Origin of the sequence: Aureimonas endophytica, assembly GCF_014642635.1 — a bacterium.
Classification (GTDB): domain Bacteria; phylum Pseudomonadota; class Alphaproteobacteria; order Rhizobiales; family Rhizobiaceae; genus Plantimonas; species Plantimonas endophytica.
Genome location: NZ_BMIQ01000001.1, coordinates 644,358 through 669,937 on the forward strand (window position 1 = coordinate 644,358; position 25,580 = coordinate 669,937).

Here is a 25,580-nt window from a genome sequence, read left to right on the forward strand (position 1 = left end):
TCCGATGCCTCCGGCTCAGGCGGCGAGCAGCCGCCCGGCCCGCAGCCGCATGCCCTCGCGCGCCGCTTCGCGCTGAATGCGCCTGAGGAGCGCCAGCGCCTTCTCGTCCTCGGCCGAGCGGGGCTTGGCGCCGAAGCCCTGGATCACATAGGCGAGCACGAAGTCCGGCGCCTCTTCCGGCCCGAGTTCGACCCGGCCCGTCGCGATGCCCTTCCAGCAGCGGAGGGCAAGGCGGATGATCTCGCCGACCGAGGGCGAGAGGCCCGAACGCGTCGCGAGCGTCTGGAACGCCGCCTCGCGGCATTCGACCAGAACCGCGCGGACACGCTGTTCGGACAGGTTCGACAAAGCGGCGAGTGCGGCCGCGACGAGATCGACATTGCCGAGACAGGCGGCGCGGATGAGAAAGGCCGGGGAGATCTGGCCGCTGCTCTGAAGATGCGCGACGAGACGCGGCATTTCCGCCGGCTCGACCGTTTCGGCGAGCCCCGCCGTCGCCCGCTCGCTCGCTTCGAAGACCAGGGCGGCCGTCCGCTCGCCGAGCACCGCCTGGACGAGCGGCGCCGATTGCAGCGCGTCCGCCGCCTCCAGAATCAGCATCTGGCGGCTGTCCACCGGCAGACGGCCGGCGGTGAGCAGCGCGCGGATCTCGGGATCGCGGCCGAAGCGATGGGCGAGCCGGCGCAGCACGCCGTCGCCGAGGTCGAGCGCATCGTTGCGAAGAAGGGCGATCACGGCGGCGCGGCACCCCTCGGCCGCGATCGCCTCGGCCACGGTGACGGCCAGATCGGGGCGATCGGCGATCGCCGCCTGCAAGGCTTCGCCCGCGCTCGCCAGCGCGTCGGCGAGATCCCCGTCGCCGAGGGCGGGCGCCGCGGCGACGAAGAGCGCCACCTCCTGACAGTCGAAGAGAAAGGCGCGCAGCAGCGCGGGCGGCGCGGCGCGATGACGTCCCATCACCGCCGCGACGGCGGCCCGCACCTTCGGCGAGGGATCGTCGAGCACCAGATGCAGGAAGGCCTCGACCGCCCGCCGGTCGCCCTGCGGCACATGGCCGTCGAGATAGGCCCGCGCCAGCATGGCGAAGCCTTCGGCCCGCTGGCGGGTGCCGGCATTGTCGCACCAGTCGACGAAGCGTTGCAGGGTCATGGCGGCCAAGGGCGAAGACGCGTGGATTCGGAAACCCGATCTTGGCCGCCATCGGTTAAGGATGGCTTTACGATCTTTCTTCGGACGGCCTTAACTGCGGTGCATCCGCGCCATCGGCGCGTTTCGGCCGCCGCATCTGGAAGACCTCTGCCGTCACCGCATAATCGAGATAGCCGAGACGCGACAGCGGCCGGGCAAGCGCCATGTCGATCATCCCGTCGCGCAGGATCTCTTCAGCGATATGGATGCCGACGACCTCGCCGATAACCATCACCGCATCGGACGGCCGGCCGTCGAGACCCGTCGGCGTGAAATGGCCGGTGACCTTGCATTCCAGCGCGGCGGGACTTTCGAGGACGCGCGGCGCCGCGACGAGCCGCGCGGGCGCTTCGGTCAGGCCGGCGATGGCGAATTCGCTCGTGCCGCGGGGGGCTGGGGCGGAACTGCGGTTCACCGCCTCGGCGAGCGCTTCCGTCGCGAGATTGACGACGAATTCCCCGCTGTCGAGCGCGAAGCTCGCGCTGTCCTTCATGCCGGAGGAAGAGAACATCACGAGCTTCGGCGAGTCGGCGATCGCGTTGAAGAAGCTGTAGGGCGCGAGATTGACGGCGCCGGCGCGGCTGCGGGTCGAGATCCAGCCGATCGGGCGCGGCGCGACGATCGCCTTGAACGGATCGTGCGGCAGCCCGTGCCGGTTCGTGTCGGTCGTATAGAACATCAAGCGCCGGGCGCCACGGCTTCGGAGACGATGTCGCTAAGTTCCGGGCGCACGCGATCGGCCGGCGGCTCGCCAAGATAGCGCCCGATATGCACGAAGCCCGCGACCTTCTCCTCCGGCGCGATGCCGAGAATCGCCTTCGCCTCCTCGTCATAGGCCACCCATTCCGTCACCCAATTGGCGGCGAAGCCGTGGGCATGGGCGGCGTGGACGAGATTCATCGTCGCCGCGCCGGCGGAAAGGACCTGCTCCCATTCCGGGATCTTCACATGGGGGCCGGCGCGGGAGACGACGCCGACGACGAGAGGCGAGCGGCTGAAGCGCTTCTCCTCCAGATCGCGGCGCACCTCGCCGAGCGGGCCTTCGCGGCGCTCGGCCAGCTCCCGCAAGGCCGTGCCGAGCCGCGCGGCCGTCTCGCCGCGATAAAGGATGAAGCGCCAGGGGGCGAGCTTGCCGTGATCGGGCACGCGCGCGGCGGTGGTCAGCATCTGCCGCAGGGTCTCGTCGTCGGGCGCCGGGCCTTCCAGCGCCGGAATGGCCACCGAGCGGCGGGTGGCGAGATAGCGGGCGATCGTTTCGCTCACGGCGGGACTCCTTGCCTGATGCGATGTGAGCTAGCCACAGTCGGGCGCGATTCCAATGGCTAAGCCGCGTTTCCCTCACGAATGCCACAAAGACGCGGTGACGCGGGATCGGCTCTTGCCGAGACAGATGGTTTCATAGTCCAAACGAGCGGATGGTCCCTTCGCAACCCTTTTCCCCGCGACGCCGGCTGTCGCTCGCACTCCTCGCCGCGATCCTCGCCGCCGGGGCGTCGCCGGCCGGCGCACAGGACGCGTCCGGCAAGGGCGGGCTGTTCGGCTTCGGCAGCATTGGCGGTGCCGGTCCGGGCGGCGAGCGCGAATCCGGCGCCTATGTCTCGCCTTCGGCGATCCCCGACGGTCCCTCCTCCGATCTCGGCGTGACCCTGCCGCGCCCGCTCCAGAAGCTGGAGCCCATCGCCCTGCCCGATCCGCAGCAGCGCGGGCCGCTGGGCCCGGCGGGTCTCGGCCTGCCGAACCTTCCGGCCTATGCGCCGCAGAACCTCCCCTCCCTGTCGCCGATGCGGGCGAAGGTGCTGCATCTGGAAGCCAAGCTCGCCGAGGACGGAGGGAACGTGCCCAGCGGTCTCGTCTGGCGCCTCTTCGCGCCGGTGCCGGGCGCGGACGGCAAGCTGCCGCTGATCGCCACGGCCAAGGGCGGCGGCGCCGATTTCGCCGTTCCCGCCGGCTCCTATCTCCTGCATGTCGGCTTCGGCCATGCCGGCGTCACGCGGCGCGTCGATTTCAACGGCGAGCCGAAGCGCGAGCAGGTCGTGCTCTCGGCCGGCGGCCTGAAGCTGCACGCGATGGTCGGCGGCGACAAGCCGATCGCCCCGGACAAGCTGAATTTCAGCATCTATTCCGACGAGGCCGACGAGCGTGACCGGCGTCTCATCGCCGACGACGTTGCGGCGGGCGCGACGGTGGCGCTGAATGCCGGCGCCTATCGCATCGTCTCCAAATATGGCGACGACAATGCCGAGGTTGGCGGCGAGGTGAAGGTCGAGGCCGGCAAGATCACCGACGTGACGCTGCAGCATCGCGCGGCGGAACTGACGATGAAGCTGGTGCGCGAAAAGGGCGGCGAGGCGATCGCCGACACCGCCTGGCAGGTGATGGATGCCAATGGCGCGCTGATCCGCGAAAGCGTCGGGGCATTCCCCTCGATGGTGCTGGCGGAAGGCGAATATCTCGTCGTCGCGAAGAATCGCGACAAGACCTATCAGCGCGACTTCACCGTCACCGCCGGGCTCGACGCCGACGTCGAGTTGAAGACCAGCGACGTCCTGCCGCAACAGGATTCGACCGAAGGCTCGGGCGACTGAGATCCGGTCGCAGCCCTCCCGGCGGATCGGAGCCGATCCGCCGGGAGGGTTCGATCATTCGGCCGCGACGCGCACCGGCTCGCCGGACGGCGCCGGCCGGGAGCGCTTCACGTCGGGCGGCACGGCTTCCTCCGACAGGAGCAGCAGCGCCGTTTCCAGCGACATCGCCTCCTGGTCGCGCGAGCCGAGGCGGCGCACGTTCACGCCCTTCTCCTCCGCCTCGCGCTTGCCGCAGACGAGGATGACCGGCACCTTGGCCAGCGAGTGCTCGCGGACCTTGTAGTTGATCTTCTCGTTGCGCAGATCCGCCTCGGCCCGAAGGCCCAGCGCCCGCAGCTTCGCCACGACCTCGCTCGCATAGGCATCGGCCTCCGAGGTGATGGTCGCGACCACCACCTGACTCGGCGCCAGCCAGAGCGGGAAATGGCCGGCGAAGTTCTCGATCAGGATGCCGAGGAAGCGCTCCATCGAGCCGCAGATGGCGCGATGGATCATCACCGGCGGGCGCTTCTCGGAATTCGAGTCGATGTAGAAGGCGCCGAACCGCTCCGGCAGGTTGAAGTCAACCTGTGTCGTGCCGCATTGCCATTCACGGCCGATCGCGTCCTTCAACGTATACTCGAACTTCGGCCCGTAAAACGCGCCCTCGCCTTCATTGATGCCGGTCTTGATGCGGCCACCCGATTCCGCCTCGATCCGCTGGAGCACGTCCTTCATCACGCTCTCGGCGCGGTCCCACATCTCGTCCGTGCCGACGCGCTTCTCCGGCCGGGTCGAGAGCTTGACCATGATCTCCTCGAAGCCGAAGTCGCGATAGACCGAGAGGATCAGATCGTTGATCTTCAGGCACTCGGCTTCCATCTGCTCGTCGGTGCAGAAGATATGCGCGTCGTCCTGCGTGAAGCCGCGCACGCGCATCAACCCATGCATTGCGCCCGAGGCCTCGTAGCGGTGCACAAGGCCGAATTCGGCATAGCGGATCGGAAGTTCGCGATAGGACTTCAAGCCGTGCTTGAAGATCATCACATGGCCGGGGCAGTTCATCGGCTTCAGGGCGAAGACGCGTTTGTCCTCCGCCTCGTCGCCGGCCGACTGCACCTGGAACATGTTCTCGCGATACCAGCCCCAATGGCCGGAAGTCTCCCAGAGCGACTTGTCGAGGACCTGCGGCGCGTTCACCTCGTCATAGTCCTCGCGCAGGCGCCGGCGCATATAGGCGGTGAGGTCCTGGAACAGCGACCAGCCCTTCGGATGCCAGAAGACGACGCCCGGACCTTCCTCCTGGAAGTGGAAGAGATCCATCTCGCGGCCGAGCCGGCGATGGTCGCGCTTCTCCGCCTCCTCCAGCATGGTGAGATAGGTCTTCAGCTCCTCGGCGCTGGCCCAGGCGGTGCCGTAGATGCGCGTCAGCATCGGATTGTTGGAATCGCCGCGCCAATAGGCGCCCGCGACCTTCATCAGCTTGAAGTTCTCGCCGATCTGGCCGGTCGAGGCCATGTGCGGCCCCCGGCAGAGATCGAACCAGTCGCCCTGGAAATAGATCTTCACGTCCTGATCGGCCGGAATGGCGTCGATCAGCTCGACCTTATAGCTCTCGCCCTTCTCGGCGAAGACGGCCTTCGCCTTGTCGCGGCTCCAGACCTCCTTGCGGAACGGCGCGTTGCGCCGCACGATCTCCACCATCTTCTTCTCGATGGCCGGCAGGTCCTCGGAGGTGAAGGGCGTGTCGCGGGCGAAATCGTAATAGAAACCGTTCTCGATGACCGGGCCGATCGTCACCTGCGTGCCCGGCCAGAGCTCCTGCACCGCCTCGGCCATGACATGGGCGGCATCGTGCCGGATGAGGCCGAGCGCGCGCGGATCGTCCCGCGTCACGATCTCCATCGCGCCGCCCTGGCCGACGGGCTCGGCGAGGTCGCGCAAGTCCCCGTCCAGCGCATAGGCGATGGCCTTCTTGGCCAGCGACTTGGAGATGCCGGTCGCGATCTCCAGGCCCGTGGTGGTCGGTTCGAACTGCCGGACGGAGCCGTCGGGGAAACGAAGGTCGATCATGTCATTCCTTTCCGCTCACCCCCGCCTACGGATGCGGGTAAGCTCTTTCGATCGAAGGCGCGGCCCGTTCCGGCGCGCGCGGGCGTTTTATCATTCGGGAACCTTGCGGCAAGCCCGCAACGGCGAAAGCCGGCCACGCGGGGCGCGACCGGCTTTCATGGAACGGGATATGGATGGCCCGCGTCAGATGCCGGGGCTGGCGACCGGCGTTTCCAGTTCGGTCACCGGCGCGTCGGCCACATGCTTCCTGATCGACTCGATGGCCCGGTGCGCACCGGCCTTCGAGGAATAGCCCTCGGTGGCGAAAACGATCTCGCTATTGTACTTGAAGCGGACGCGATACTCGCCCTTCTTGTCCTTCACAACCTCGAATTTATGCGCCATCTCCGGCATCTCCGACTGTTGATCAGTTGGATTTGGCATGAATTACCGCTTCGTCAACCAGCTAACGGGTCGATTTGTGCTTGGTGCAGCAGGGTTGCGGCACCGGATCGAGACCCGCCGTGCCGAAGGGGCCGCAACGGGCGACGCGCTTCGCGGCCAGCCAGCCCCCCTTTGGCAGGCCATGGCGGGCGATCGCTTCATAGGCGTATTCCGAACAGGTCGGCAGATGCCGGCAGTGACCGCCGACGAAGCCGGAGAAGGTCAGCTGATAGGCGCGGACGAAGGCGAGGCCGAGAAGCCGCCCCGGCGTCTTGCGAAACGGTCCATCATAGTTGCGGGAGGCCATGGGATCTTCCGCCTCAGGCCGCCTCGTCGGTCGCGTTCGTGCCGCCGAGCTGGTCGAGCGCCGCCACCACGGCGTCGAAGGTGAGCATGGTGGAAGCGTGCCGCGCCTTGTAATCGCGCACCGGCTCCAGATATTTGAGATCCGCGAAGCGACCGTCCGGCGGCGCGCCGCCCTCCTTCAGCATCGCCTGCATGGTCTGGCGCAGCATCCGCAGTTCCGCCGGTGTCGAGCCGACGATATTCTCCGCCATGATCGCGGAGGAGGCCTGGCCGAGGGCGCAGGCGCGCACCTCGTGGGCGAAGTCCGCGACCGCGCCGTCCCGGAGCGTCAGATAGACGGTGACGGTCGAGCCGCAGAGCTTGGAATGGGCGGTCGCCGTGGCGTCCGGCGTCTCGAGACGCCCGATGCGTCCGATATTGCCGGCATGCCGCAGGATCTCGGCATTGTAGATATCGTCGATCATTCGCGCCTCGGTCTCGCCGACATCCCCCGTCTTCAAAGGCGAACGTCCCGCGTCTATATAGGACCGCGCGTGCGGGCCTGGAAGAACGAGAAGCGCGCCGGCCCGGAGTCCGTAGCGATGGATGCGATCATCAAGAAATTTCCCGAAGCGCGGAGCGAGGCGCCAGGCGAGCGGCCGACCCGCGAAGAGGCCGAGGCCGCCGTCGAGCTCCTGATCCGCTGGGCCGGTGACGATCCGGCGCGCGAGGGTCTGCGCGAGACGCCGGCGCGCGTCGCCAAGGCCTATGAGGAGCTGTTCGGCGGCTATCGCCAGGATGCGGCCGCGGCGCTCGGCCGCGTCTTCGAGGAGGTCGGCGGCTATGACGACGTCGTCCTCGTGCGCAATATCGACTTCCATTCGCATTGCGAGCACCACATGGTGCCGATCATCGGCAAGGCGCATGTCGCCTATCTCCCGGCCGGCCCGGTGCTCGGCCTGTCGAAGATCTCGCGCGTGGTCGACATCTTCGCCCGCCGGCTCCAGACGCAGGAGAAGATGACCGTGCAGATCGCCTCCGCCATCGAGGAGGCGCTGCAGCCGCGCGGCGTCGCCGTGGTGCTGGAAGCGGAACATCTCTGCATGGCGATGCGCGGCGTGCGCACCAAGGGCTCCACCACCATCACCACCGCCTTCCACGGCATCTTCGCTAAGGACCGGCAGGAGCGCGACCGCGTGCTGTCGATGATGCGGCTGTCCGCTTGAGCGCCTTTCCGCCGCCGGGCGCCAAGGCCGAACTGGAAGAAGGCGCGACGCTCACCCCGCGCTTCGACCGCGACGGGCTGGTGACGGCCGTCGTCACCGATGCCGGCAGCGGCCATCTGCTGATGGTCGCGCATATGAATGCCGAGGCCCTGCGTCTTACGCTCGACACGGGCATCGCCCATTACTGGAGCCGCTCGCGCCACGCGCTGTGGAAGAAGGGCGAGACTTCGGGCGCGCTCCAGACCGTGCGGGAGATGCGCGTCGATTGCGACCAGGACGCCCTCTGGCTCCGGGTCGAGGTCGCGCGGCCGGAAGACACCTGCCATACGGGGCGGTCATCATGCTTCTACCGGATCGTCAGAACGGACGGGGACCGTCACGCTCTTGAAACGCTGGAGATTGCGAAGCTCGCTTAGGAAAAACGCAAGGCGTCCGTTCCATATTAGGGCGATGTGGCGACGTGGCTTGCCCCCCGAACATCGTGCGGCGACCGCCGTGGCGGACCAGCGGCTGGAAGAGCCGCCGCCGCTGCCGGCGAAGGTGGACGACCGTCCCGCCGCCGAGAAGCGCGCCTTTCCTCTACCCTCTCCGATGCCGCGTCCGCGCCAGGGCATCGCTCTGGCGCTCGGCGGCGGCGCGGCGCGCGGCTGGGCGCATATCGGCGTTCTGAAGGCCCTCTCCGACCACCGGATCGGCATCTCCATGATCGCCGGCACCTCCATCGGCGCCCTGGTCGGCGGCTGCTATCTGGCCGGGCGCCTGGCGGAGCTCGAGGATTTCGCCCGCTCGCTGACGCGGCGCGGCCTCATCCGCTTCCTCGACATCCGCTTCGGCACCGCCGGCCTTCTCGGCGGCATGCGGCTCAACCGCCGGCTGGTCGAGCAGATGGACGGCCTGCAGATCGAGCATCTCGGCCGGCCGCTCGTCTGCGTCGCGACGGAAGCGCGCAGCGGCCACGAGGTCTGGCTGGATTCCGGCTCGCTGATCCTCGCCATGCGCGCCTCCTACGCGCTGCCGGGCGTGTTCGAGCCGGTGCTCTGCGGCCATCGCCATCTCGTCGACGGCGCGCTCGTCAATCCCGTGCCCGTCTCGGTCTGCCGGGCCTATGAGCAGCCGCTCGTCGTGGCGGTGAACCTGCATTACGATCTCTTCGGCCGCGCGGCGGTGGTGCGGATGCATGCGACCGAATCCTCGGCTGGCGCCGAGCCGGAGACCGGCGCGCCGCCCGAGGCGACCGACGAGGCAGCGCTCCAGGCGGCCCGGCGGCGGGAGAAGATCGGCATCACGCAATCCATGGCCGATGCCTTCAACATCATTCAGGACCGCATCTCCCGCTCGCGCCTCGCCGGTGATCCGCCGGACCTCTCGTTGCAGCCGCGCGTGCGCAATATCGGCCTCGCCGAATTCTATCGCGCCGACGAGGCCATCGCGCTCGGCTACGAGGAGACCGTCCGGCGCCTGCCGGAGATCGAGCGCGTGGCGGAGGGCTTCAGCCTCGGCTGAGCGCGACGCTCAGCCGGCCGCCGCGATATAGGTGCGCATGTCCTCGGCCTCCCTTACCACCTCCTCGATGCGGCGCTTCACCACGTCGCCGATCGAGACGATGCCGACGAGACGGCCGCCCTCGACTACCGGCAGATGACGGAACCGGCCGCGCGTCATGATCCCCATGATCTCGTCGATGCCGGCGCTCTCGTCGCAGGTCGTGACCTTCTTCGTCATGATGCCCTCGACCGGCTCTTCCAGCGCCGAGATGCCCTGGATGCCGACGGCGCGCACGATGTCGCGCTCGGACAGGATACCCGCGATCGCGCCGCTCTCGGTGGTGAGCAGCACCGCGCCGATGCGCCGGCGGGCGAGTTCTCCCGCCGCCTCGCCGAGCGTGATGCCGGGATGCAGGGTGAAGACCTCCCGGCCCTTCTGCTCCAGAATGCTTCTGACGTTCATGCCTTCCTCCTCTTCTTGGAGGCGGCCGGGCCGGGCCGGCGCGAGACCCGCGCCGAAACGTCGCAAGCCGCCTCGAAGGGAATGGTATCCCTCCTTCGGCGGACAGCAAGGGCGGGCCGGCGGCTTATCGCGCTCGCTGGTCGAAGAGCGCGAAGCCGAGAAAGCCGAAGATGAAGCCGCCGAGATGGGCTTCCCAGGCGATCGTCGCGCCGCCCGCGAGATAGCTGCCGAAGCTGGACGCCGTCGCGAGATTGGTGACGAAGAAGACGATGATGAAGATGAGGATGGTGCGATCGGCGAGCGCCTGACCGATCGACAGGCGCGGCGCGGCGGCCGGCGCGACGGCGGAACGCCCGAGCGAGCCGAAGGCGAAGCGGCAGGCGCCGCCCATCAGGGCCGAGACGACGCCGGAAGCGCCGACCACCGGCTCCAAGAGGGTCGGGTTGACGAGGTCGAAAAGTCCGGCGCCCGCCAGGGCGCCGACGACCGAGAAGAGCGTATAGCGCAGCGCACCGAGCCGCCGCGCCACGGGCGTGCCGAAGGCGACGAGCCAGATCGTGTTCAGCCCGAGATGCATCCAGTCGCCATGCAGCAGCGCATGGGTGAGCGGCGACCAGAGCCCCGCCCCGGCGCTGCGCCCGAAGCCCGCGACGCAATCGGTGACGTAGCAGCCCGGAATGAAGGCGAAATCGAGCACGACATTCGCGTCGGCGATGTCGCCGAGAACGAAGACCCGCAAAGCGTGCACGGCCGCGAGGAGCAGGATCGTCGCGAGCACGATGCCCGGAATATTGAAGATCGGCGGGTTGGTCGAATCCCGCCGCGTCTCGGGAAGAGGCGCTTCGTCGATCGTCAAGGGCTCGGCTCCTCGCAGGGTCCGCGGCTTCGTTGCCGCGAGACAACTAGGGCGGAAGCGGCCCGCTCCGCAATCGGGATCCCCTCCCGTTGCTCCGGCCTCCGGTTTTCGCGGCCGCAGAGAACAAACCGTTAAGACTTCCGCCCTTAGGCTGGCGGGAAGCGGCTTCTCGTCTTCGGTGGTTCGGTTCCTCGCATGTCAGCGCTCGCAGCCCCGCCGCTCGGCGATTTTCAGGAGCGCCGGCATTATCACCGCATCCCGCTCAGCCTGCTCGGCCGTTTCATGCTGGAGGACCGCAGCGAATATCCCTGCCGGCTGAAGGACATGTCGCCGGGCGACGTCGCGCTCCTCACGCCGGCCAGGGCGCGTCTCGGCGAGCATGTGATCCTCTATGTCGATCAGCTCGGCCGCTTCGAGGGCAAGGTGAAGCGCCTCTTTGCCGGCGGTTTCGCGCTCGCCGTGGAGATGACGGAGCGCAAGCGCGAGAAGCTGGCCGCTCAGTTGACCTGGCTCGCCAATCGCAGCGAGCTCAACCTGCCGGAAGACCGCCGCCACGAGCGCCTGCAACCGCACAATCCGGTGGTGCAGATGGTGCTGGAGGACGGGCGGAAATATCAGGTGCGGATCATCGACCTGTCGCTGTCGGGCGCGGCGCTCCAGGCGGAGGTGCGTCCGGCCGTCGGCTCGCGCATCCTCCTCGGCCATACGCAAAGCCGCGTCGTCCGCCTCCTCGAAGAGGGCTTCGCCGTCGAATTCGTCGTCGCCAAGTCGCTCGACAATCTTTCGGAGCTCTGAGAACGAGGCGCCCCTACGAATTCCCGAGCCGAAAAAGCTGGTGAATAGCGGGCCTTTACCCTGTTGTTAGGCCTTTCTCCGCGCCTACTTGCGACAATGCCCTCCAGGCACGATTGTAGAAGCTGCCGCTAGGGCACGTCTCCATCTTGCTGAGACATGACGCATTGGCACGGTGGATGATGTCCCGAGTAGATCCCCTTCCGTCGCGGTCGCCCGATCCGGCAGAGGATTCACCCGTCGAGAGAGATCTCGCCGCGCGGCCGGAAGGCGCGCGCGCGGTCTTCCTTCAAGATTGGTGGCAGGCGGCGGCCAGCGAGGGACGACCGTTCTTCGATGTCGAGGCGAAGCTCGGCGGCCGCCGCGCCGGCTGGCTGCGCTATGTTGTCCATCGCAACAAGATCGGCGCGCGGCTCGGCATCGCCCCCTTCTGGACCCATCTCGGCGGTCCCGTCCTCGCGGACGGTCTCTCGCCCGAGGACCAGCGCAAGGCGGTGGCGGAGATCGCCCGGCAGTTGCCGCGCACCGTGAGCTTCCGCTTCATGTGCGACCCGAGCACGCCCTATGCCGGCCTGGTGCGGGAGGAGTTCGAGAAAGTCGGCTTCGAATGCGAGCAGCATCCGAACTATCTGCAATATCCGGACGATGTCGGCGTGCTCGAACGGATGAAGGGCCGCCATCGCACGCAGATCAAGGCGGCGATGAAGAAGACGGATGTCGAGGACGGCAGCCCGGACGAGTTCATCGCCTTCTACGAGCGCAATCTCGAGACCCGCGCCCATTCGCCCCTGCCGATCGCCCATCGCCTGCTGCGCGCCGGCGTCGCGGCCGGTCAGGTGCGGATCTTCTTCGCCTGCAACCGCGCGGGCGCTGAGGGGCTGGACCGGATCGACGCGGCGATCGCCTGCGCCTGGGACGGCCAGCGCTATTACTACTGGCTGTCCCGCCGGCGCAGCGAGCGCGCCGAGACGCCGCATCTGCCGCCTCCCAATCGCGAGGCGACGAAGATCCTCGTCCTCGCCGCCATCGACCATGCGCGCGAACTCGGCCTCGTCTTCGACGCCGACAGTCCGGAGACGATCGGGGGCCGCACGCTGTTTTCCGTGCTCTTCGGCTTCCAGCGCATCGAATATCGCGACGTCCTCGTCCGCCGCACGGCACTGACGCGGCTCTATGACAGCGCGATCCCCTCGCTGAAGCGGCTGATCAAGACCGTGCATCCGAATTCGACGCTCTACACGCCGGATATCGAGCGGCCGCGCTGAGGCCGCGTCGAACGCGCCCGGGCCGAAGATCCCGGCAACCGTCGGGCCTCACTCCTTTTTTCGACCCGCTTTCCTCGGACGGACGCCGCGTCGGTTCCGTTCGCACCCGGTTTTCCACCGTCCATCCCGCCGTTAGGGTTAACAAATGATAGACGATCGTGGCGGCGGCGTGATGTGGTAAACAATGTCTTAACGAGATCGCTCGATTAAGACGAAATTCCGATGATGTCTTTCACAGTATTCTTCATCATCGAATCGAGCAATTCCTCTAAAATTGCTCAATTCAACTTCGCGCAGAAGTAAATCGCTCCTGTCATCCTGATAAGAACACGGGAGCGGCGACTATGAAGACCATTCTGTCCGGCATTCTCGGCGTCGTCGCGCTGTTCGCCAGCCTGTCCGGCGCCGAAGCCGAGGGACGGCCGATGCCGATCCTCGGCGCCACCTCGCAGCCGGTCGGCCATTACGACTTCTGCCGCCGCTATCCGGCGGAATGCGATCGCAACGAGACGGTCGCGCTGGTCAAGCTGACCCGCGCCGCCTGGTCGGACATCGTCGACGTGAATTCGGCGGTCAATCGCAGCATCTTCCCGCGCACCGACCAAGAGGTCTACGGCGTTCCCGAATATTGGGAATATCCGAAGACGGAGGGCGACTGCGAGGATTACGCGCTGCTCAAGCAGTACATGCTGGAAAAGGCCGGCTATCCCCGCTCGGCCCTCCTTATCACCGTGGTCCGCCAGCAGAACGGCGACGGCCATGCGGTTCTGACGGTGCGCACCGACAAGGGCGACTACATCCTCGACAATCTCGAGGACCGGGTGCTCGACTGGAAGGACACGAACCTGAAGTTTCTGAAGCGTCAGTCCGAGCGCAATTCCGGCAAGTGGAACGGCATCGGCGACGACCGCGACCTCCTGGTCGGCAGCGTCCGCTGAGAGGACGGCCGGCGGCCCTCGGGCCGCCGGAATCGCGGAGGACGGTCCTTCAGTCGAGATCGACGTCGAGGATCGTCATCGTCACGTGATACGAGGTCTCGCCCTCGTCCGTGTCCTTCGACACCGTGCCGACGAATTCCTCGCCGACATAGACTTCCGCCGAATCGTTCTTCCTCGGCAGGGCCTTCACCTTAATGGGCGAACCCTTGAAGAGGTTCTTGAGGTAGGCTTCGACCTTGCGGATCTCGTCTGGCTTCACGGTATGCTCCTCGAATGGAGACCGGTAGCTAGCGGCCGGCCGCCCGGGCTGCAATCACTCATCGCGTTCGAAGAGCTGATTCATGGCGCGCGCCGGCTCGCCGCCGCAATTGGCGACCGAGCCGATGACGCGCGCCGGGATGCCGGCGACGGTCGAAAGCGGCGGCACCGACTTCAGCACCACGGAGCCCGCCGCGACCTTCGAGCAATGGCCGACGCGGATGTTGCCGAGCACCTTCGCGCCGGCGCCGATCAGGACGCCACTCTCGATCTTCGGGTGCCGGTCGCCGATTTCCTTGCCCGTGCCGCCGAGCGTCACGTCCTGGAGGATCGACACGTCGTCGCCGATTTCCGCCGTCTCGCCGACGACGAGGCCCGTCGCATGGTCGAGGAAGATGCCGCGCCCGAGCTTGGCGGCGGGATTGATGTCCGTCTGGAACACGCTGGACGAGCGCGCCTGGAGATAGAGCGCGAAATCGCGCCGCCCGGCATGGAGCAGGGCATGGGCCAGGCGATGGGTCTGGATGGCGTGGAAGCCCTTGAAATAGAGGATCGGCTCCAGATAACGCTCGCAGGCGGGATCGCGGTCGTAGACCGCCTGGAGATCGGCGCGCAGCGAGGCGGCCCAGACCGGGTCGCCCGCCAGCATGGCCTCGAAAGCTTGCGCGATCAGCGCGGCCGGCACGTCGGCATGGTCGAGCCGCTGGGCGATGCGATAGATCACCGCCGCTTCCAGGCTCCCATGGTTCAGGACCGTCGCGTAGAAGAAGCTGGCAAGGCCCGGCTCGCATTCGCTGGCCTTCATCGCCTCCTCGCGAACCGTCGCCCAGATCGGGTCGACCGCGGCGAGGCGGTCCAGGGACTGCCGGTTCGTTGCGCTCATCATCGTCTCCTTCGCGCGGGGTGGTTTGAGCGACGGAAGGTCATTCGTGGTCGTCTAGATAGGCCGTTGCGGCGCCTCCAGCAATCGCCGTCCGCGCCCAAGGCGCCAAAGACCTTAGGTCCGCGCCAGCGCGCGTTCGAGAAAGCGCAGCACGGCCGCCTTGAAGGTCCGGTCGCCGACCGCCAGCATATGGTCCCGCCCCGCGATCTCGAAGGCCTCGGCATCGGGCATCAGCGCGGCGAGCGCCTCGGCCGAACCGGCGATGTCGTCCTTCGTCCCGACGCCGATCAGGACGGGCTGGCGGATCTCGCCGACTTCCGTCGCCGTCAGTTCGGCGCGCGAGGTGCGGATGCAGGCGGCCAGCGCCTCGCGGTCGCTCTGCGTGCGGTCGGCGAAGGCGCGGAACATGCGCCCCCGTTCATGCGTCACGACCTCCAGCGAGGGGGCGAGCAGCGCCTCGGCGATCGGGTCCCAGTCGCCGACGCCCTTGACGAGGCCGATCCCGAGCCCGCCGAGGACGAGCGCCGGAAAGCGCGCCGGCGTCTCGTGCGCGGCAAAGGCCGAGACCCGTGCGCCCATGGAATAGCCGAAGAGCGCCGCCTCGCCGACCTCGCGCGCCGCCATCAGCGCGCGGATGTCGCCCGCCATCCGCTGCGGGGTATAGGCGGCGGCCTCGCGCGGCTTGTCGCTCGCGCCATGGCCGCGATGATCGAAGGCGAGGACCCGGTAGCCCGCGCCGGTCAGCGTCTCGACCCAGCCCGGCTCCACCCAGTTGACGCGCATGGAGGAGGCGAAGCCATGGACGAGCAGCACGGCGGGCGCGCCCCGTTCGCCGGCATCCAGGAAGGCGAGCCGCAGGCCGTCATTGGAGAAGAAATCCATTCGTCGTTCCGTTTCCCGCGCCCCGCTTCGACGCGCGACGCATCTGTTCATCCGCCGCCCGCGCGGCTAAGGAATGGTCACGCGACCGAAAGCCGGAGCTTCCCATGGCCGACCACATCATTCCGCATTTCCAAAACGACGGCGGCTACGACGTCATCGAGATCGGCGTGACGGAATTCATGTGCACCGGCGCCTCGACGCCCTTCGATCACCCGCATGTCTATCTCGATATGGGGGACGAAGGCGAGAAGGTGTGCGGCTATTGCTCCACCCTCTATCGCTACAATCCGGCGCTGAAGGCCACCGAGACCAAGCCGGCCGGCTGTCTCTTCGTCGAACGCGCCGCCTGAGTCCCGCCGAACGCTTCGCATGCGCGCGTCGCGGCCGATTCTCGTCGTCGGAGCGGGCATCGCCGGCCTGACCGCCGCCCTCGCTTTGGCGCGACGCCGGCTCGAGGTCCGCCTCGTCGAGCGGGCCGGGCAGCTGGAGGAAGTCGGCGCCGGCCTGCAACTCTCCCCGAATGCGCTGCGCGTGCTCGACCGGCTGGATGTCCTGCCGGCGGTGCGGCGCGCGGCCGTCGCGGCCGAGGCGGTGACGCTCCTCGATCTTCCGAGCGGGCGGACGATCGCCCGCGTGCCGGTGACGAGCCGCGACGGCACGGCCTATCTTTCCCTGATGCGCGCCGATCTTCAGGCGGCGCTTCTGGCCGCCGTTCTCGACACGCCGGAGATCCGGCTCGATCTCGGCCATGAATTGCGGGCTCTCCGCAAGGACGGCGGCGAGACGGTGGTGACGCTCGGCCGAAACGGGACCGGAGACGAGGACATCGCCGCCGACGCGATCGTCGCGGCGGATGGCGTCCGCTCCACGCTCGGCCGTCTCGCCGGCAAGCCGGCCGAAGTTCCGACCGGCCATGCCGCCTGGCGGATGATGGTGGAGACTGCCGGGGCACCGGCGCCGTCCGGCATCCGGGCTTGGCTCGGGCAGGACATGCATGCCGTCGCCTATCCCGTCGCCGGCGGGCGCCGCAGCAATCTCGTGATCATCCGCCGCAGCGAGGATGACGGCATCGTGCCGCCGGATGCGCGGCTCGCGCCGGCGCTGCGCGACCTCGTCGAGCGGGGCGAGTTGCACGGGGTCTGGCCGCTCGCCTCGGCGGAACGGCTGCACGAGGCGAGCGACCCGGCGGGGCTCGTCTTCATCGGCGATGCCGCCCATGCGATGCCGCCCTATGCCGCGCAGGGCGCGGCGCTGGCGATCGAGGACGGCTTCGTCCTCGCCCACCATCTCGCGGAAGCTGCGGACACGGCCGAAGCGATCCGACGCTTCGCCGCCGATCGCGAGGCGCGCTGGCGGAAGGTGCGCCAAAGGGTCGCCTTCCACAGACGCGTCTATCACCTCGCGCCGCCCCTCGCCTATGCCCGCGATCTGGCGCTGCGGCTGCGCTCGCCGGCGGCTCTGGCCGCCGATCTCGCCTGGCTCTACGACTGGCGCCCGCCCAGTCATTGAGCAAATAACCGCCAGCCGCGACCGATTCGGCCACGACTCCGCCTTTCTGGAGGGCAAGTCTTGCCTATCTCGCATGCAGTCTCGCTGCGGCGAGCCGGGATGAGCAAGGGACTGCTTTCCTTCTGCAAGGTGGACAATGCCGAATTTGAAAACGCCGGGACGCATGCTGCTGACGGCCGCGCTGGCCGCATCGACCATGCTCAGCGGATCGCCCGCCGCCTTCGCCGAAAGGCTGGCGACGATCGAGATGGCGCAGGCCGATCCCGGCGAGGCGCCGGGCGAAGTGCCGCGCAAGCCGAAGCGCGAAGGCCAGCCGGAGAACGGCGGCGGCCAGGGCCGCCAGAACGAGCCACGCCGCCAGGGCAACGAGGCGCCGGGCGCGGGCGGCGAGGCGCCGGCCCGTCACGGCAATGCGCGGCCCGAGGCCGGAGGGGAGGAGCCGCAGGCGCCAAGGCCCAATCGCCAGCGGGCGCAGGCCGAACAGCCCGAAGCGCCGCCGCGCGAGCCGCAGCGGGCCGCCGCGCCCGCCGAAGCGCCACCGCCGAAGCGCGCCGCGCCGCAGCCGGAAGGCGAGCCCGAAGCCCCCGCCCCGGCCCGCAACAAGCCGCGCCCGGCCGAGCCGAGCGAAGCCGCGCCGCCGAAGCCGGCCCGGCAGGCCGCCCCGGACGCCGCAGCCGAACCGGCGGCACCGCCGAAGGCCGAGACTCGCCAGCATCGGAACAACGAGGCTGCGCCGAAGCCGGAAGCGGCCGCGCCGAAGCCGCCCGCCGAGACGGCAGAGCCGGCCGAGGCCCCGGCCGAAGTACCCGCGAAGCGCAAGGCCGCGCCCGCCGAGGCGCCGCCCGTCAAGGCGGAGCAGCGCGCGGCGCCGGCCGCCGAGCCGGCCGCGCCCGCCGCCAAGGCGCCGCCCGCCGAGCCCGCGACGCAAGCGGCGCCGGCCAAGCCGAATGCCGCGCAGCGCAAGCCGGGGGCGGAAGCGCCGGCCGAGGCTGCGCCCGGCCAGCCGGCGGGCGCCGAGCCCGGCGCAGCCGCGCCGCGTCCGCCCGCCGAACCGGCGCCGCAGGCTCCCGCCGGAAATGCCGCGAGGCGCACCGCGCCCGAGGCGGCCCCGGCTCGTGGCGAGGCGACCGGCAATCGCGCGGCCCCGGCGCCCGATGGCGCCGTTCCGGGCGCCGCCCCTGCCCCGGCGGCACCGAATGCGGTGCAACAGGCCGCGCCCGTCGCGCCGCCGGCCCCGCCCGCCGGCGCAGCGCAGCCGAATGGCGTCCCGGCACCGGCACAGCAAGGCGCCGCGCCGCAGGCGGCGCCCGCCCCCGGCGCGGCGGAAGCCCGCCCCGCCCCGCCTCCGCCCCAGGACCTGCGGCCGCAGCCAGTGCCTGCCAATGTCCAGAACGCCCCGGTCGAGCCCGGGCGCATCAACCAGAGCGACGCGCGGGTACAGACCTTGCAGCAGCCGGTCGCGGTCCAACCGATCACCCGCGAGCAGGGCCAGCGGATCGACGCGCAACCGCGCTACGACCTGCCGCCCGAAGCCAAGGTGGTGCGCCGCGACGGCGACCGGCAGATCTTGTCGCTCGGCGCTGCGGCGATCGCCGGCGCCGTGGCCGGCGCCGCGGCGGGCTATTTCGTCCGCTCCGACGATACCGAACGCCTCCAGGTCGATTCGAACGATCGCTATGTCGAGCGCCTGCCGGGCGAGCGCACGCGCGAGACGATCGTGCGCTCGAACGGCGTGCAGGTGGTGACGATCACCGATCGCTACGGCGATGTCGTCCAGCGCTCGCGCATCATGCCGGACGGCCGCGAGGTCGTGCTGTTCTACGATCCCTATGCCGATGGCGGGCCGCGCCGCGACACCTATCTGGACGATCCGGGCCGCGACCTGCCGCCGCTGCGGGTCGATATTCCCGAGGATCGCTACATCGTCGATATCGACCGGCCGGACGAGCGCGTCTATTACGACACGCTCGTCGCGCCGCCCGTGGAAACGGTGGAGCGCATCTATTCGGTGGACGAGGTGCGGCGGTCCGAGCGCATCCGCGAGAAGGTGCGGCGGATCGATCTGGCGACGATCAACTTCGCCTTCGGTTCGGCCGACATCGCCCAGGATCAGGTCGACAAGCTCCAGGCGTTGGCCGACGCGATCAAGAAGATCGTCGGGACCGATCCCGGCGAGACCTTCCTGGTGGAAGGCCATACCGACGCGGTCGGCTCGGCCGAGGCCAATCTGGTCCTGTCGGATCGCCGCGCCGAATCGGTCGCGAAGGCCCTGTCGCAATATTTCGACATCCCGGCCGAGAATCTCGTGACCCAGGGCTATGGCGAGCAGGAGCTGAAGGTGAACACGCAATCGGCCAATGCCGAGAACCGGCGCGTCACGGTGCGCCGCATCACCGCGCTGGTGAAGCCGGTGGCGACCTCGGCCCGATAGGACGAAGGCGGCCGGCGGCGCTTCGCCGCCGGCCGCTCCCTCAGTGCAGGATCTGACTGAGGAAGAGCTTGGTGCGCTCGTGCTGGGGATTGCGGAAGAAGGTTTCCGGCTCGTTCTGTTCGACGATCTGCCCGGCATCCATGAAGATCACCCGGTCGGCGACCTGCCGGGCGAAGGCCATCTCGTGCGTCACGCAGATCATCGTCATGCCCTCGTTGGCGAGGCCGACCATGACGTCCAGCACTTCCTTGATCATTTCGGGGTCCAGCGCCGAGGTCGGCTCGTCGAACAACATGACCTTCGGGTTCATGCAGAGCGAGCGGGCGATGGCGACGCGCTGCTGCTGGCCGCCCGATAGCTGGCCGGGATACTTGTTCGCCTGTTCGGGAATGCGCACCCGCTTGAGGAAGTGCATCGCCACCTCCTCGGCCTCCTTCTTCGGCATCTTGCGCACCCAGATCGGCGCCAGCGTGCAGTTCTCGAGGATGGTGAGATGGGGAAAGAGGTTGAAGTGCTGGAACACCATGCCGACCTCGCGCCGCACCTCGTCGATCTTCTTCAGATCGTTGGTGAGCTCGATGCCGTCGACGACGATCTGCCCCTTCTGATGCTCCTCCAGGCGGTTGACGCAGCGGATCATGGTCGACTTGCCGGAGCCGGACGGCCCGCAGACGACGATGCGCTCGCCGCGCCGCACCCGCAGGTTCACGTCGCGCAGCACATGGAACTCGCCGTACCATTTGTTGACGTTGACGAGTTCCACCGCGATCTCCGAGGAGATCGTGCGGGGCGCCCTGGCGGCACCGGCCGCGGCTGTCGCGGCTTCGACATTGGTTTCGAGCGACATTGGCGGCTCCTTAGCGTTTATGGCCCGTGTCGAGCCGTCGCTCCATGAAGATGGAGTAGCGGGACATGGAGAAACAGAAGACCCAGTAGAGCAAGGCGGCGAAGACGAGGCCGGAGGCCGCCGTCTGTTCCGTCAGCCAGGTCGGGTCGGAAAAGCCGCGCCGCACCGTGCCGAGGAAGTCGGCGAGGCCGATGATCGACACGAGGCTCGTGTCCTTGAACAGCCCGATGAAGGTGTTGACGATGCCGGGAATGACGAGCTTGAGCGCCTGCGGCAGGATGATCATCCGCATCTTCTGCCAATAGCGCAGGCCGAGCGAATCCGCCCCTTCGTACTGGCCCTTCGGGATCGCCTGAAGGCCGCCGCGAATGACCTCCGCCATATAGGCGGCCGAAAAGAGCGAGATGCCGACAAGCGCGCGCAACAGCTGGTCGATCGTCACGCCGCTCGGCAGGAACAGCGGCAGCATGAACTGCGCCATGAACAGCACGGTGATCAGCGGCACGCCGCGCCAGAACTCGATGAAGATGATGCAGAGCAGCTTCACCGCCGGCATCTTCGAGCGACGCCCGAGCGCCAGCAGGATTCCGAGCGGGAAGGAGGCGGCGATGCCGGTCAGCGCGACGACCAGCGTCAGCATCAGCCCGCCCCAGAAGTTGGTGCGCACAGGCTCCAGCCCGAGATCGGCGGTGAGGAAGGCGAGAAGGCCGAGAAGGATGACCAGCGGCAGGAGCAGCGACGCCGTGCCGCCGCGCAGTTCGGGATTGCGCAGGCTGGCGGCGACGGTCAGGCCAATGGCGAGAAGCGAGGCGAGGAAGCCGACGAGGCTCGCCGTGTCGAAGCGCTGGTTGAGGACGATCACCCGATCGAAATTGCCCGCATAGGACACGATCCAGGTGACAAGGGCGACGAGCGTCAGGAGGCTCGCCGCCCGGATCAGCGGATCGTGCCAGCGAAAGCCGATATGGCCGCTGGCGACGAAGAGCGTCGCCCCGGCCGCCACGGCGAAGAACAGGACGAGGGCCGTGCCGCCGATCTCGAAACGGCCGCCGGTGAGAAGCACCAGCGCGACGAAGGGAAACACGGCGAAGAGGAGAACCGCGTTCAGCCGCTTCATCGGCACGCGCGGAATCGCCAGCCCCAGGCCGAGAACGGCGAGCAGCACCACCGTCAGGTCGATCCGCCAGCGCTCGTCGACCGGATATTGCCCATACATGAACTGCGCGAAGCGGGCCCGCACGAAGGCCCAGCAGGCGCCGGCCTCCTGGCCCTCGGCCGGCAGGCAGGCCGTGCGGTCCTCGCCGACGAAGACGGCGCGGATCAGCGCCCAGTCGACGACATGCCAGAGGATGAAGAGGATCAGGAGCGAGGCGACGATCGTCAGCGCCGCGTCGAAGGGCGTCGCGAAGAGATTGCGGCGGGCGAGCGCCGCGAGCCCGCGCTCGCGGGCCGGCGGCGGCTGCGGCAGCTTCGGCTGATCGGCGACGTAACCGGCGACCTGTTCTTCCATCACCGTGTCCTTCAGCGCTCCTTCAACGCCATGCGGGCGTTGAAGGCGTTCATGCCGATCGACGTCAGGAGGCTGATGCCGAGATAGACGCACATCCAGATCGCGACGACCTCCACCGACTGGCCGGACTGGTTGAGGACGGTCGAGCCGATCGCGACGAGTTCCGCGTAGCCGACGGCGAGGCCGAGCGAGGAATTCTTGGTGAGGTTCAGATATTGGCTGGTCAGCGGCGGGATGATGACCCGGAAGGCCTGCGGCACGATCACGAGGCGCAGGAGCTGGCCGCGACGCAGGCCGAGCGCGGCGGCCGCCTCGGTCTGGCCGCGCGACACCGACATGATGCCGGCGCGCACGATCTCGGCGATGAAGGCGCCGGTATAGATCGAGAGGGCGAGAAACATCGCCAGGAATTCCGGCTTGATCTGGAAACCGCCGACGAGGTTGAAGCGCGTCGCCGCCGGCAGTTCCAGCGTCGCCGGCAGGCCGGTGGCGAGAAAGGTGAGAAGCGGCAGGCCGACGACGAGGCCGAGCGCCGGCCAGAGCAGCGGCCGCCGCTCGCCGGTGGCCATCTGACGGCGCCGGTTGAGGCGTGCCAGGACGAAGACGGCGACGATGCCGACGACGAGCGCGGCGAGCGTCGCCCAGGCGCCGGGCTGGAACAGGATCGCCGGCGTCTGCAACCCGCGATTCGTCAGATAGACGCCGATCGGCGAGGGCTGGAGATTGCGCGGCGCGGCGAGGACGGAGAGCACGCCGTTATACCAGAAGATGATGACGAGCAGCGGCGGGATGTTGCGGAAGATCTCGACATAGACCGTCGACAGGCCGCGGATGAGGAAGTTCTGCGACAGACGGCCGATGCCCACCAGGAAGCCGAGGATCGTCGCCATGACGATGCCGCTCACCGCGATGATCAGCGTGTTGACGATGCCGACGACGATCGCGTGGCCATAGCTCGAATCCGGCGTGAACTCGATCGGCTTCTGCGAGATGTCGAAGCCGGCGCGGGTGTTGAGGAAGTTGAAGCCGGACGCGATCTTGGCGGCCCGCAGGTTCTCGACCGTGTTGTGCACGATCCACCAGCCGAAGGCGGCGAGCGCCGCGACCAGCAGCACCTGGATGACCACGCCGCGCACGTCCGGATTCGTCAGCCAGGAGGTGCCGGAGCGCCCTTGTCGCAGCGGTTGGATATCGACCGTCATCTCGGGGGCGCTCCTCTGGCGGCGTCCGTCGGATAGAAATCGGACCCTGCCGACAAACCAAACAGCCGGGGATCGGCGCGGCGCCGATCCCCAGGCCGCGCGATCAGCGGATCGGCGGAGCGTATTGCAGGCCGCCCTTGGTCCAAAGGGCATTCTGGCCGCGGGCGATGCCGAGAGGCGTGGCCGAGCCGACATTGCGCTCGAAGATCTCGCCGTAATTGCCGACCGCCGACACGATCTTCACGACCCAGTCGTTGGAGAGCCCCATATCCTGGCCGAAGGTGGAGCCGGCGCCGAGCATGCGCTGGATCTCCGGGTTTGGCGACTTCGTCATCTCCTGGACATTGGCCTGGGTGATGCCGAGCTCCTCGGCGTTCAGCAGCGCGAAATGGGTCCACTTCACCACGTCGAACCACTGCGAATCGCCTTGGCGCACGGCCGGCGCCAGCGGCTCCTTCGAGATGATCTCCGGCAGCACGACATTGTCGTCCGGCTTGCTCATTTCGAGACGCGAAGCGTAGAGGCCGGACTGGTCGGTGGTCAGCACGTCGCAGCGGCCGCTGTCATAGGCGGCGTTCACGTCGTTCTGCGCCTCAATGACGACAGGGTTGAACTGCATGTTGTTGGCGCGAAAATAGTCGGCGAGGTTCAGCTCGGTCGTGGTGCCGCTCTGCACGCAGACCGTGGCGCCGGAGAGCTGGAGCGCCGAGGTGACGTTCAGCTCCTTCTTCACCATGAAGCCCTGGCCGTCATAGTAGTTGACGCCCGCGAAATCGAGGCCGAGCGCCGTGTCGCGGCTGAGCGTCCAGGTCGTGTTGCGGGCGAGGAGATCGACTTCGCCGTTCTGGAGGGCCGGGAAGCGCTGCACCGCCGAGAGCGGGACATATTGCACCTTGGTCGCGTCGCCGAAGACGGCGGCGGCGACGGCCTTGCAATAGTCGACATCCAGGCCCTGCCACTCGCCCTTGTCGTTCTGCGAGCCGAAGCCCGGCAGGCCGGTATTCACGCCGCAGCGCAGCGTGCCGCGCGCCTTGACGTCGGCGAGCGTCGCGGCCGAGGCGCCGCTCGCCGCCAGACCGGCGATCGCGACGCCGAGAGCGGCCACCACGAGTTTCGTCTTCATACGCATTCGCCTCCAACGCGACAGGTCTTGAGGAAAAACCAGCGGGCCGCCGATCCGGCCGAGTCAGCCCGTTGCCTTCGGCCGAGTTCATGCCATAAAAATCAGCAGGTCAAGAAGCTGGCGCATTTTTTCCTCTGCACATTTGCTATGCAGAGCCAAGAGGTTAGTGCCCAGCTTCGCCATACCAAGGACAATTGCGTTGCACGATTCCGAAAATGCCCCACCGCGCGGCGCGGGCGCCAATACGCGCCTCGCCCACGCGGGCAACAAGCCGTTGAACTATCACGGTTTCGTCAATCCGCCGGTCGTGCATGCCTCGACGGTTCTCTATCCCGACATCGCGACGATGAAGTCGCATTCCCAGAAGTATCGCTACGGCCTCTGGGGCACGCCGACCACGGATGCCCTGGAAGAGGCGCTGACCGAACTCGAAAATGCCGCCGGCACCATCCTCCTGCCCTCCGGCCTCGCCGCCGTCTCGGTTCCGCTGCTCGCCTTCCTGTCCGCCGGCGATCACTGCCTCATCGTCGATTCCGTCTACGGGCCGACGCGCCGCTTCGCCGATACGGTGCTGAAGCGCATGGGCGTCGCGGTCGAATATTTCCATCCGCGCCAGGCCCCGGATCTCGCCGGCCTGATGCGGCCCCAGACGAAGGTCGTGTTTCTGGAAGCGCCCGGCTCGAACACGTTCGAGATGCTGGATGTCGCGGCGGCCGCGTCGATCGCGCGGGCGGGCGGCGCCCTGTCGATGATCGACAACACCTGGGCGACGCCCCTCCTCTTCCGCCCGCTGGACCAGGGCGTCGATCTCTCGATCCATGCGCTCACCAAATATCCGGGCGGCCATTCGGACGTGATGCTGGGCAGCGTCTCCGCCAATGCCCGCACCTATGCCCGGCTGCGCGAAACGCAGATGGTGCTCGGCGTCAACGCCTCGCCGGACGACACCTATCTCGTGCTCAGGGGCTTGCGGACCATGGGCGTGCGCCTCGCCCGCCATGCGGACACGGCGCTGAATCTCGCGACATGGCTGGACGGGCACCCGCAGGTCGCGAAGGTGCTGCATCCCGCCTTGCCGAGCTTCGAAGGGCACGAGCTCTGGAAGCGCCAGATGTCCGGCGCGAGCGGCCTCTTCTCCTTCGTGCTGCGCGGCTCGGAGGCCGAGGCCGCCGCCTTCCTCGATGCCCTGTCGATCTTCGGGCTCGGCTATTCCTGGGGCGGCTTCGAAAGCCTCGCCATCCTCGTCGATCTCTCCGACCGCGTCTTGGCGACCGCGCCGTCGGGCGGACCGGTGATCCGTCTGCAGATCGGCTTGGAGGATCTGGCGGATCTGCGCGCCGATCTCGAAAAAGGTTTCCTGGCGGCCAAATAATTCATC

General features: G+C 68.1%; 27 protein-coding genes. 11 read left to right on the top strand and 16 right to left on the bottom strand.

Translation table 11 applies throughout. The annotated features are described in order from the left end of the window. Positions 1–15: 15 nt before the first annotated feature. From IEY14_RS03250 to IEY14_RS03260, 3 genes are all read right to left on the bottom strand, one after another. A complete protein-coding gene (locus IEY14_RS03250; protein ID WP_244639334.1) occupies positions 16–1,149 on the bottom strand; it encodes a DUF2336 domain-containing protein in 1,134 nt (377 codons plus the stop codon). 67 nt (positions 1,150–1,216) lie between these two features. Then, entirely contained in the window at positions 1,217–1,867 is a 651-nt protein-coding gene (locus tag IEY14_RS03255) for a flavin reductase family protein (protein ID WP_188906760.1), read from the bottom strand. Further along, positions 1,867–2,451, bottom strand: a complete 585-nt coding sequence (locus tag IEY14_RS03260) for a nitroreductase family protein (RefSeq protein WP_244639277.1) — start codon at positions 2,449–2,451, stop codon at positions 1,867–1,869. The genes IEY14_RS03255 and IEY14_RS03260 overlap by 1 nt, the downstream gene beginning before the upstream one ends. Before the next feature lie 152 nt (positions 2,452–2,603). On the opposite strand from IEY14_RS03260, the gene IEY14_RS03265 reads away from it, so the two are divergent. Continuing rightward, the gene (locus IEY14_RS03265) at positions 2,604–3,773 is read left to right on the top strand and encodes an RgsD C-terminal domain-containing protein (protein ID WP_244639278.1); all 1,170 of its coding nucleotides are present in this window, start codon (positions 2,604–2,606) and stop codon (positions 3,771–3,773) included. A gap of 54 nt (positions 3,774–3,827) precedes the next feature. On the opposite strand, the gene thrS is transcribed toward IEY14_RS03265, so the two are convergent. The 4 genes from thrS to IEY14_RS03285 form a co-directional block, all read right to left on the bottom strand. Then, positions 3,828–5,825 carry a threonine--tRNA ligase gene (gene thrS, locus IEY14_RS03270; protein ID WP_188906761.1) on the bottom strand — a complete coding sequence of 666 codons (1,998 nt, stop codon included), beginning with the start codon at positions 5,823–5,825 and terminating at the stop codon, positions 3,828–3,830. A 183-nt stretch (positions 5,826–6,008) separates the two neighbouring features. Continuing rightward, complete coding sequence (locus IEY14_RS03275; RefSeq protein WP_188906762.1) at positions 6,009–6,209, bottom strand: YegP family protein; 201 nt, start codon at positions 6,207–6,209, stop codon at positions 6,009–6,011. Between the two features lie 61 nt (positions 6,210–6,270). Next, positions 6,271–6,555, bottom strand: coding sequence for a membrane protein insertion efficiency factor YidD (gene yidD, locus IEY14_RS03280; RefSeq protein WP_188906763.1), 285 nt, complete (start codon positions 6,553–6,555; stop codon positions 6,271–6,273). A gap of 13 nt (positions 6,556–6,568) precedes the next feature. After that, positions 6,569–7,018, bottom strand: a complete 450-nt coding sequence (locus tag IEY14_RS03285; protein WP_188906764.1) for an iron-sulfur cluster assembly scaffold protein — start codon at positions 7,016–7,018, stop codon at positions 6,569–6,571. A 117-nt stretch (positions 7,019–7,135) separates the two neighbouring features. On the opposite strand from IEY14_RS03285, the gene folE reads away from it, so the two are divergent. From folE to IEY14_RS03300, 3 genes are all read left to right on the top strand, one after another. After that, entirely contained in the window at positions 7,136–7,759 is a 624-nt protein-coding gene (folE, locus tag IEY14_RS03290) for a GTP cyclohydrolase I FolE (RefSeq protein WP_188906765.1), read from the top strand. Next, positions 7,756–8,175, top strand: coding sequence for a phosphoribosyl-AMP cyclohydrolase (gene hisI / locus IEY14_RS03295; protein ID WP_188906766.1), 420 nt, complete (start codon positions 7,756–7,758; stop codon positions 8,173–8,175). The genes folE and hisI overlap by 4 nt, the downstream gene beginning before the upstream one ends. Before the next feature lie 175 nt (positions 8,176–8,350). Next, the gene (locus IEY14_RS03300) at positions 8,351–9,262 is read left to right on the top strand and encodes a patatin-like phospholipase family protein (protein ID WP_244639336.1); all 912 of its coding nucleotides are present in this window, start codon (positions 8,351–8,353) and stop codon (positions 9,260–9,262) included. 9 nt (positions 9,263–9,271) lie between these two features. Here IEY14_RS03300 and IEY14_RS03305 read toward each other — a convergent pair whose 3' ends face one another. Then, positions 9,272–9,706 (bottom strand): CBS domain-containing protein, encoded by a 435-nt coding sequence (locus IEY14_RS03305; RefSeq protein WP_188906768.1) that lies wholly within the window; start codon positions 9,704–9,706, stop codon positions 9,272–9,274. A gap of 124 nt (positions 9,707–9,830) precedes the next feature. Beyond that, positions 9,831–10,562: a rhomboid family intramembrane serine protease gene (locus IEY14_RS03310; RefSeq protein WP_188906769.1), complete on the bottom strand. Its 732-nt coding sequence runs from the start codon at positions 10,560–10,562 to the stop codon at positions 9,831–9,833. 195 nt (positions 10,563–10,757) lie between these two features. Here IEY14_RS03310 and IEY14_RS03315 point away from each other — a divergent pair, with 195 nt between their 5' ends. From IEY14_RS03315 to IEY14_RS03325, 3 genes are all read left to right on the top strand, one after another. Next, complete coding sequence (locus tag IEY14_RS03315; RefSeq protein WP_188906770.1) at positions 10,758–11,357, top strand: PilZ domain-containing protein; 600 nt, start codon at positions 10,758–10,760, stop codon at positions 11,355–11,357. A gap of 176 nt (positions 11,358–11,533) precedes the next feature. Beyond that, a complete protein-coding gene (locus IEY14_RS03320; RefSeq protein WP_188906771.1) occupies positions 11,534–12,619 on the top strand; it encodes a GNAT family protein in 1,086 nt (361 codons plus the stop codon). A 344-nt stretch (positions 12,620–12,963) separates the two neighbouring features. After that, the gene (locus IEY14_RS03325) at positions 12,964–13,557 is read left to right on the top strand and encodes a transglutaminase-like cysteine peptidase (protein ID WP_188906772.1); all 594 of its coding nucleotides are present in this window, start codon (positions 12,964–12,966) and stop codon (positions 13,555–13,557) included. Positions 13,558–13,606: 49 nt separating this feature from the next. On the opposite strand, the gene IEY14_RS03330 is transcribed toward IEY14_RS03325, so the two are convergent. From IEY14_RS03330 to IEY14_RS03340, 3 genes are all read right to left on the bottom strand, one after another. Then, on the bottom strand, positions 13,607–13,816 hold the full coding sequence (locus IEY14_RS03330; protein ID WP_188906773.1) for a DUF3126 family protein: 210 nt from the start codon (positions 13,814–13,816) through the stop codon (positions 13,607–13,609). 54 nt (positions 13,817–13,870) lie between these two features. Then, positions 13,871–14,701: a serine O-acetyltransferase gene (gene cysE, locus IEY14_RS03335; protein ID WP_188906774.1), complete on the bottom strand. Its 831-nt coding sequence runs from the start codon at positions 14,699–14,701 to the stop codon at positions 13,871–13,873. 111 nt (positions 14,702–14,812) lie between these two features. Then, the gene (locus IEY14_RS03340) at positions 14,813–15,580 is read right to left on the bottom strand and encodes an alpha/beta fold hydrolase (protein WP_188906775.1); all 768 of its coding nucleotides are present in this window, start codon (positions 15,578–15,580) and stop codon (positions 14,813–14,815) included. Positions 15,581–15,684: 104 nt separating this feature from the next. Here IEY14_RS03340 and IEY14_RS03345 point away from each other — a divergent pair, with 104 nt between their 5' ends. From IEY14_RS03345 to IEY14_RS03355, 3 genes are all read left to right on the top strand, one after another. Next, on the top strand, positions 15,685–15,930 hold the full coding sequence (locus tag IEY14_RS03345; RefSeq protein WP_188906776.1) for a zinc-finger domain-containing protein: 246 nt from the start codon (positions 15,685–15,687) through the stop codon (positions 15,928–15,930). Positions 15,931–15,949: 19 nt separating this feature from the next. Next, positions 15,950–17,089, top strand: coding sequence for an FAD-dependent monooxygenase (locus IEY14_RS03350; protein ID WP_188906777.1), 1,140 nt, complete (start codon positions 15,950–15,952; stop codon positions 17,087–17,089). A 163-nt stretch (positions 17,090–17,252) separates the two neighbouring features. Beyond that, positions 17,253–19,520, top strand: coding sequence for an OmpA family protein (locus IEY14_RS03355; protein ID WP_244639279.1), 2,268 nt, complete (start codon positions 17,253–17,255; stop codon positions 19,518–19,520). Between the two features lie 40 nt (positions 19,521–19,560). On the opposite strand, the gene IEY14_RS03360 is transcribed toward IEY14_RS03355, so the two are convergent. The 4 genes from IEY14_RS03360 to IEY14_RS03375 all read right to left on the bottom strand — a co-directional run bounded on the left by IEY14_RS03360 (position 19,561) and on the right by IEY14_RS03375 (position 24,202). Beyond that, a complete protein-coding gene (locus IEY14_RS03360) occupies positions 19,561–20,367 on the bottom strand; it encodes an amino acid ABC transporter ATP-binding protein (protein WP_244639280.1) in 807 nt (268 codons plus the stop codon). Between the two features lie 10 nt (positions 20,368–20,377). Beyond that, entirely contained in the window at positions 20,378–21,877 is a 1,500-nt protein-coding gene (locus tag IEY14_RS03365; RefSeq protein WP_188906778.1) for an amino acid ABC transporter permease, read from the bottom strand. An 11-nt stretch (positions 21,878–21,888) separates the two neighbouring features. Next, positions 21,889–23,079: an amino acid ABC transporter permease gene (locus IEY14_RS03370; protein ID WP_188906779.1), complete on the bottom strand. Its 1,191-nt coding sequence runs from the start codon at positions 23,077–23,079 to the stop codon at positions 21,889–21,891. Between the two features lie 103 nt (positions 23,080–23,182). Further along, positions 23,183–24,202: an amino acid ABC transporter substrate-binding protein gene (locus IEY14_RS03375; RefSeq protein ID WP_188906780.1), complete on the bottom strand. Its 1,020-nt coding sequence runs from the start codon at positions 24,200–24,202 to the stop codon at positions 23,183–23,185. Positions 24,203–24,401: 199 nt separating this feature from the next. Here IEY14_RS03375 and metC point away from each other — a divergent pair, with 199 nt between their 5' ends. Further along, entirely contained in the window at positions 24,402–25,574 is a 1,173-nt protein-coding gene (gene metC / locus IEY14_RS03380) for a cystathionine beta-lyase (protein WP_188906781.1), read from the top strand. Positions 25,575–25,580: the final 6 nt, after the last annotated feature.

Bases quoted from the DNA above. Each gene is read 5' to 3' on its own strand.
- IEY14_RS03250 (WP_244639334.1), bottom strand. From the start codon at position 1,149: ATGACCCTGCAACGCTTCGTCGACTGGTGCGACAATGCCGGCACCCGC.
- IEY14_RS03255 (WP_188906760.1), bottom strand. From the start codon at position 1,867: ATGTTCTATACGACCGACACGAACCGGCACGGGCTGCCGCACGATCCG.
- IEY14_RS03265 (WP_244639278.1), top strand. From the start codon at position 2,604: ATGGTCCCTTCGCAACCCTTTTCCCCGCGACGCCGGCTGTCGCTCGCA.
- thrS (WP_188906761.1), bottom strand. From the start codon at position 5,825: ATGATCGACCTTCGTTTCCCCGACGGCTCCGTCCGGCAGTTCGAACCG.
- IEY14_RS03275 (WP_188906762.1), bottom strand. From the start codon at position 6,209: ATGGCGCATAAATTCGAGGTTGTGAAGGACAAGAAGGGCGAGTATCGC.
- yidD (WP_188906763.1), bottom strand. From the start codon at position 6,555: ATGGCCTCCCGCAACTATGATGGACCGTTTCGCAAGACGCCGGGGCGG.
- IEY14_RS03285 (WP_188906764.1), bottom strand. From the start codon at position 7,018: ATGATCGACGATATCTACAATGCCGAGATCCTGCGGCATGCCGGCAAT.
- folE (WP_188906765.1), top strand. From the start codon at position 7,136: ATGGATGCGATCATCAAGAAATTTCCCGAAGCGCGGAGCGAGGCGCCA.
- IEY14_RS03300 (WP_244639336.1), top strand. From the start codon at position 8,351: ATGCCGCGTCCGCGCCAGGGCATCGCTCTGGCGCTCGGCGGCGGCGCG.
- IEY14_RS03305 (WP_188906768.1), bottom strand. From the start codon at position 9,706: ATGAACGTCAGAAGCATTCTGGAGCAGAAGGGCCGGGAGGTCTTCACC.
- IEY14_RS03315 (WP_188906770.1), top strand. From the start codon at position 10,758: ATGTCAGCGCTCGCAGCCCCGCCGCTCGGCGATTTTCAGGAGCGCCGG.
- IEY14_RS03320 (WP_188906771.1), top strand. From the start codon at position 11,534: ATGATGTCCCGAGTAGATCCCCTTCCGTCGCGGTCGCCCGATCCGGCA.
- IEY14_RS03325 (WP_188906772.1), top strand. From the start codon at position 12,964: ATGAAGACCATTCTGTCCGGCATTCTCGGCGTCGTCGCGCTGTTCGCC.
- cysE (WP_188906774.1), bottom strand. From the start codon at position 14,701: ATGATGAGCGCAACGAACCGGCAGTCCCTGGACCGCCTCGCCGCGGTC.
- IEY14_RS03340 (WP_188906775.1), bottom strand. From the start codon at position 15,580: ATGGATTTCTTCTCCAATGACGGCCTGCGGCTCGCCTTCCTGGATGCC.
- IEY14_RS03345 (WP_188906776.1), top strand. From the start codon at position 15,685: ATGGCCGACCACATCATTCCGCATTTCCAAAACGACGGCGGCTACGAC.
- IEY14_RS03350 (WP_188906777.1), top strand. From the start codon at position 15,950: ATGCGCGCGTCGCGGCCGATTCTCGTCGTCGGAGCGGGCATCGCCGGC.
- IEY14_RS03355 (WP_244639279.1), top strand. From the start codon at position 17,253: ATGCTGCTGACGGCCGCGCTGGCCGCATCGACCATGCTCAGCGGATCG.
- IEY14_RS03360 (WP_244639280.1), bottom strand. From the start codon at position 20,367: ATGTCGCTCGAAACCAATGTCGAAGCCGCGACAGCCGCGGCCGGTGCC.
- IEY14_RS03365 (WP_188906778.1), bottom strand. From the start codon at position 21,877: ATGGAAGAACAGGTCGCCGGTTACGTCGCCGATCAGCCGAAGCTGCCG.
- IEY14_RS03370 (WP_188906779.1), bottom strand. From the start codon at position 23,079: ATGACGGTCGATATCCAACCGCTGCGACAAGGGCGCTCCGGCACCTCC.
- IEY14_RS03375 (WP_188906780.1), bottom strand. From the start codon at position 24,202: ATGAAGACGAAACTCGTGGTGGCCGCTCTCGGCGTCGCGATCGCCGGT.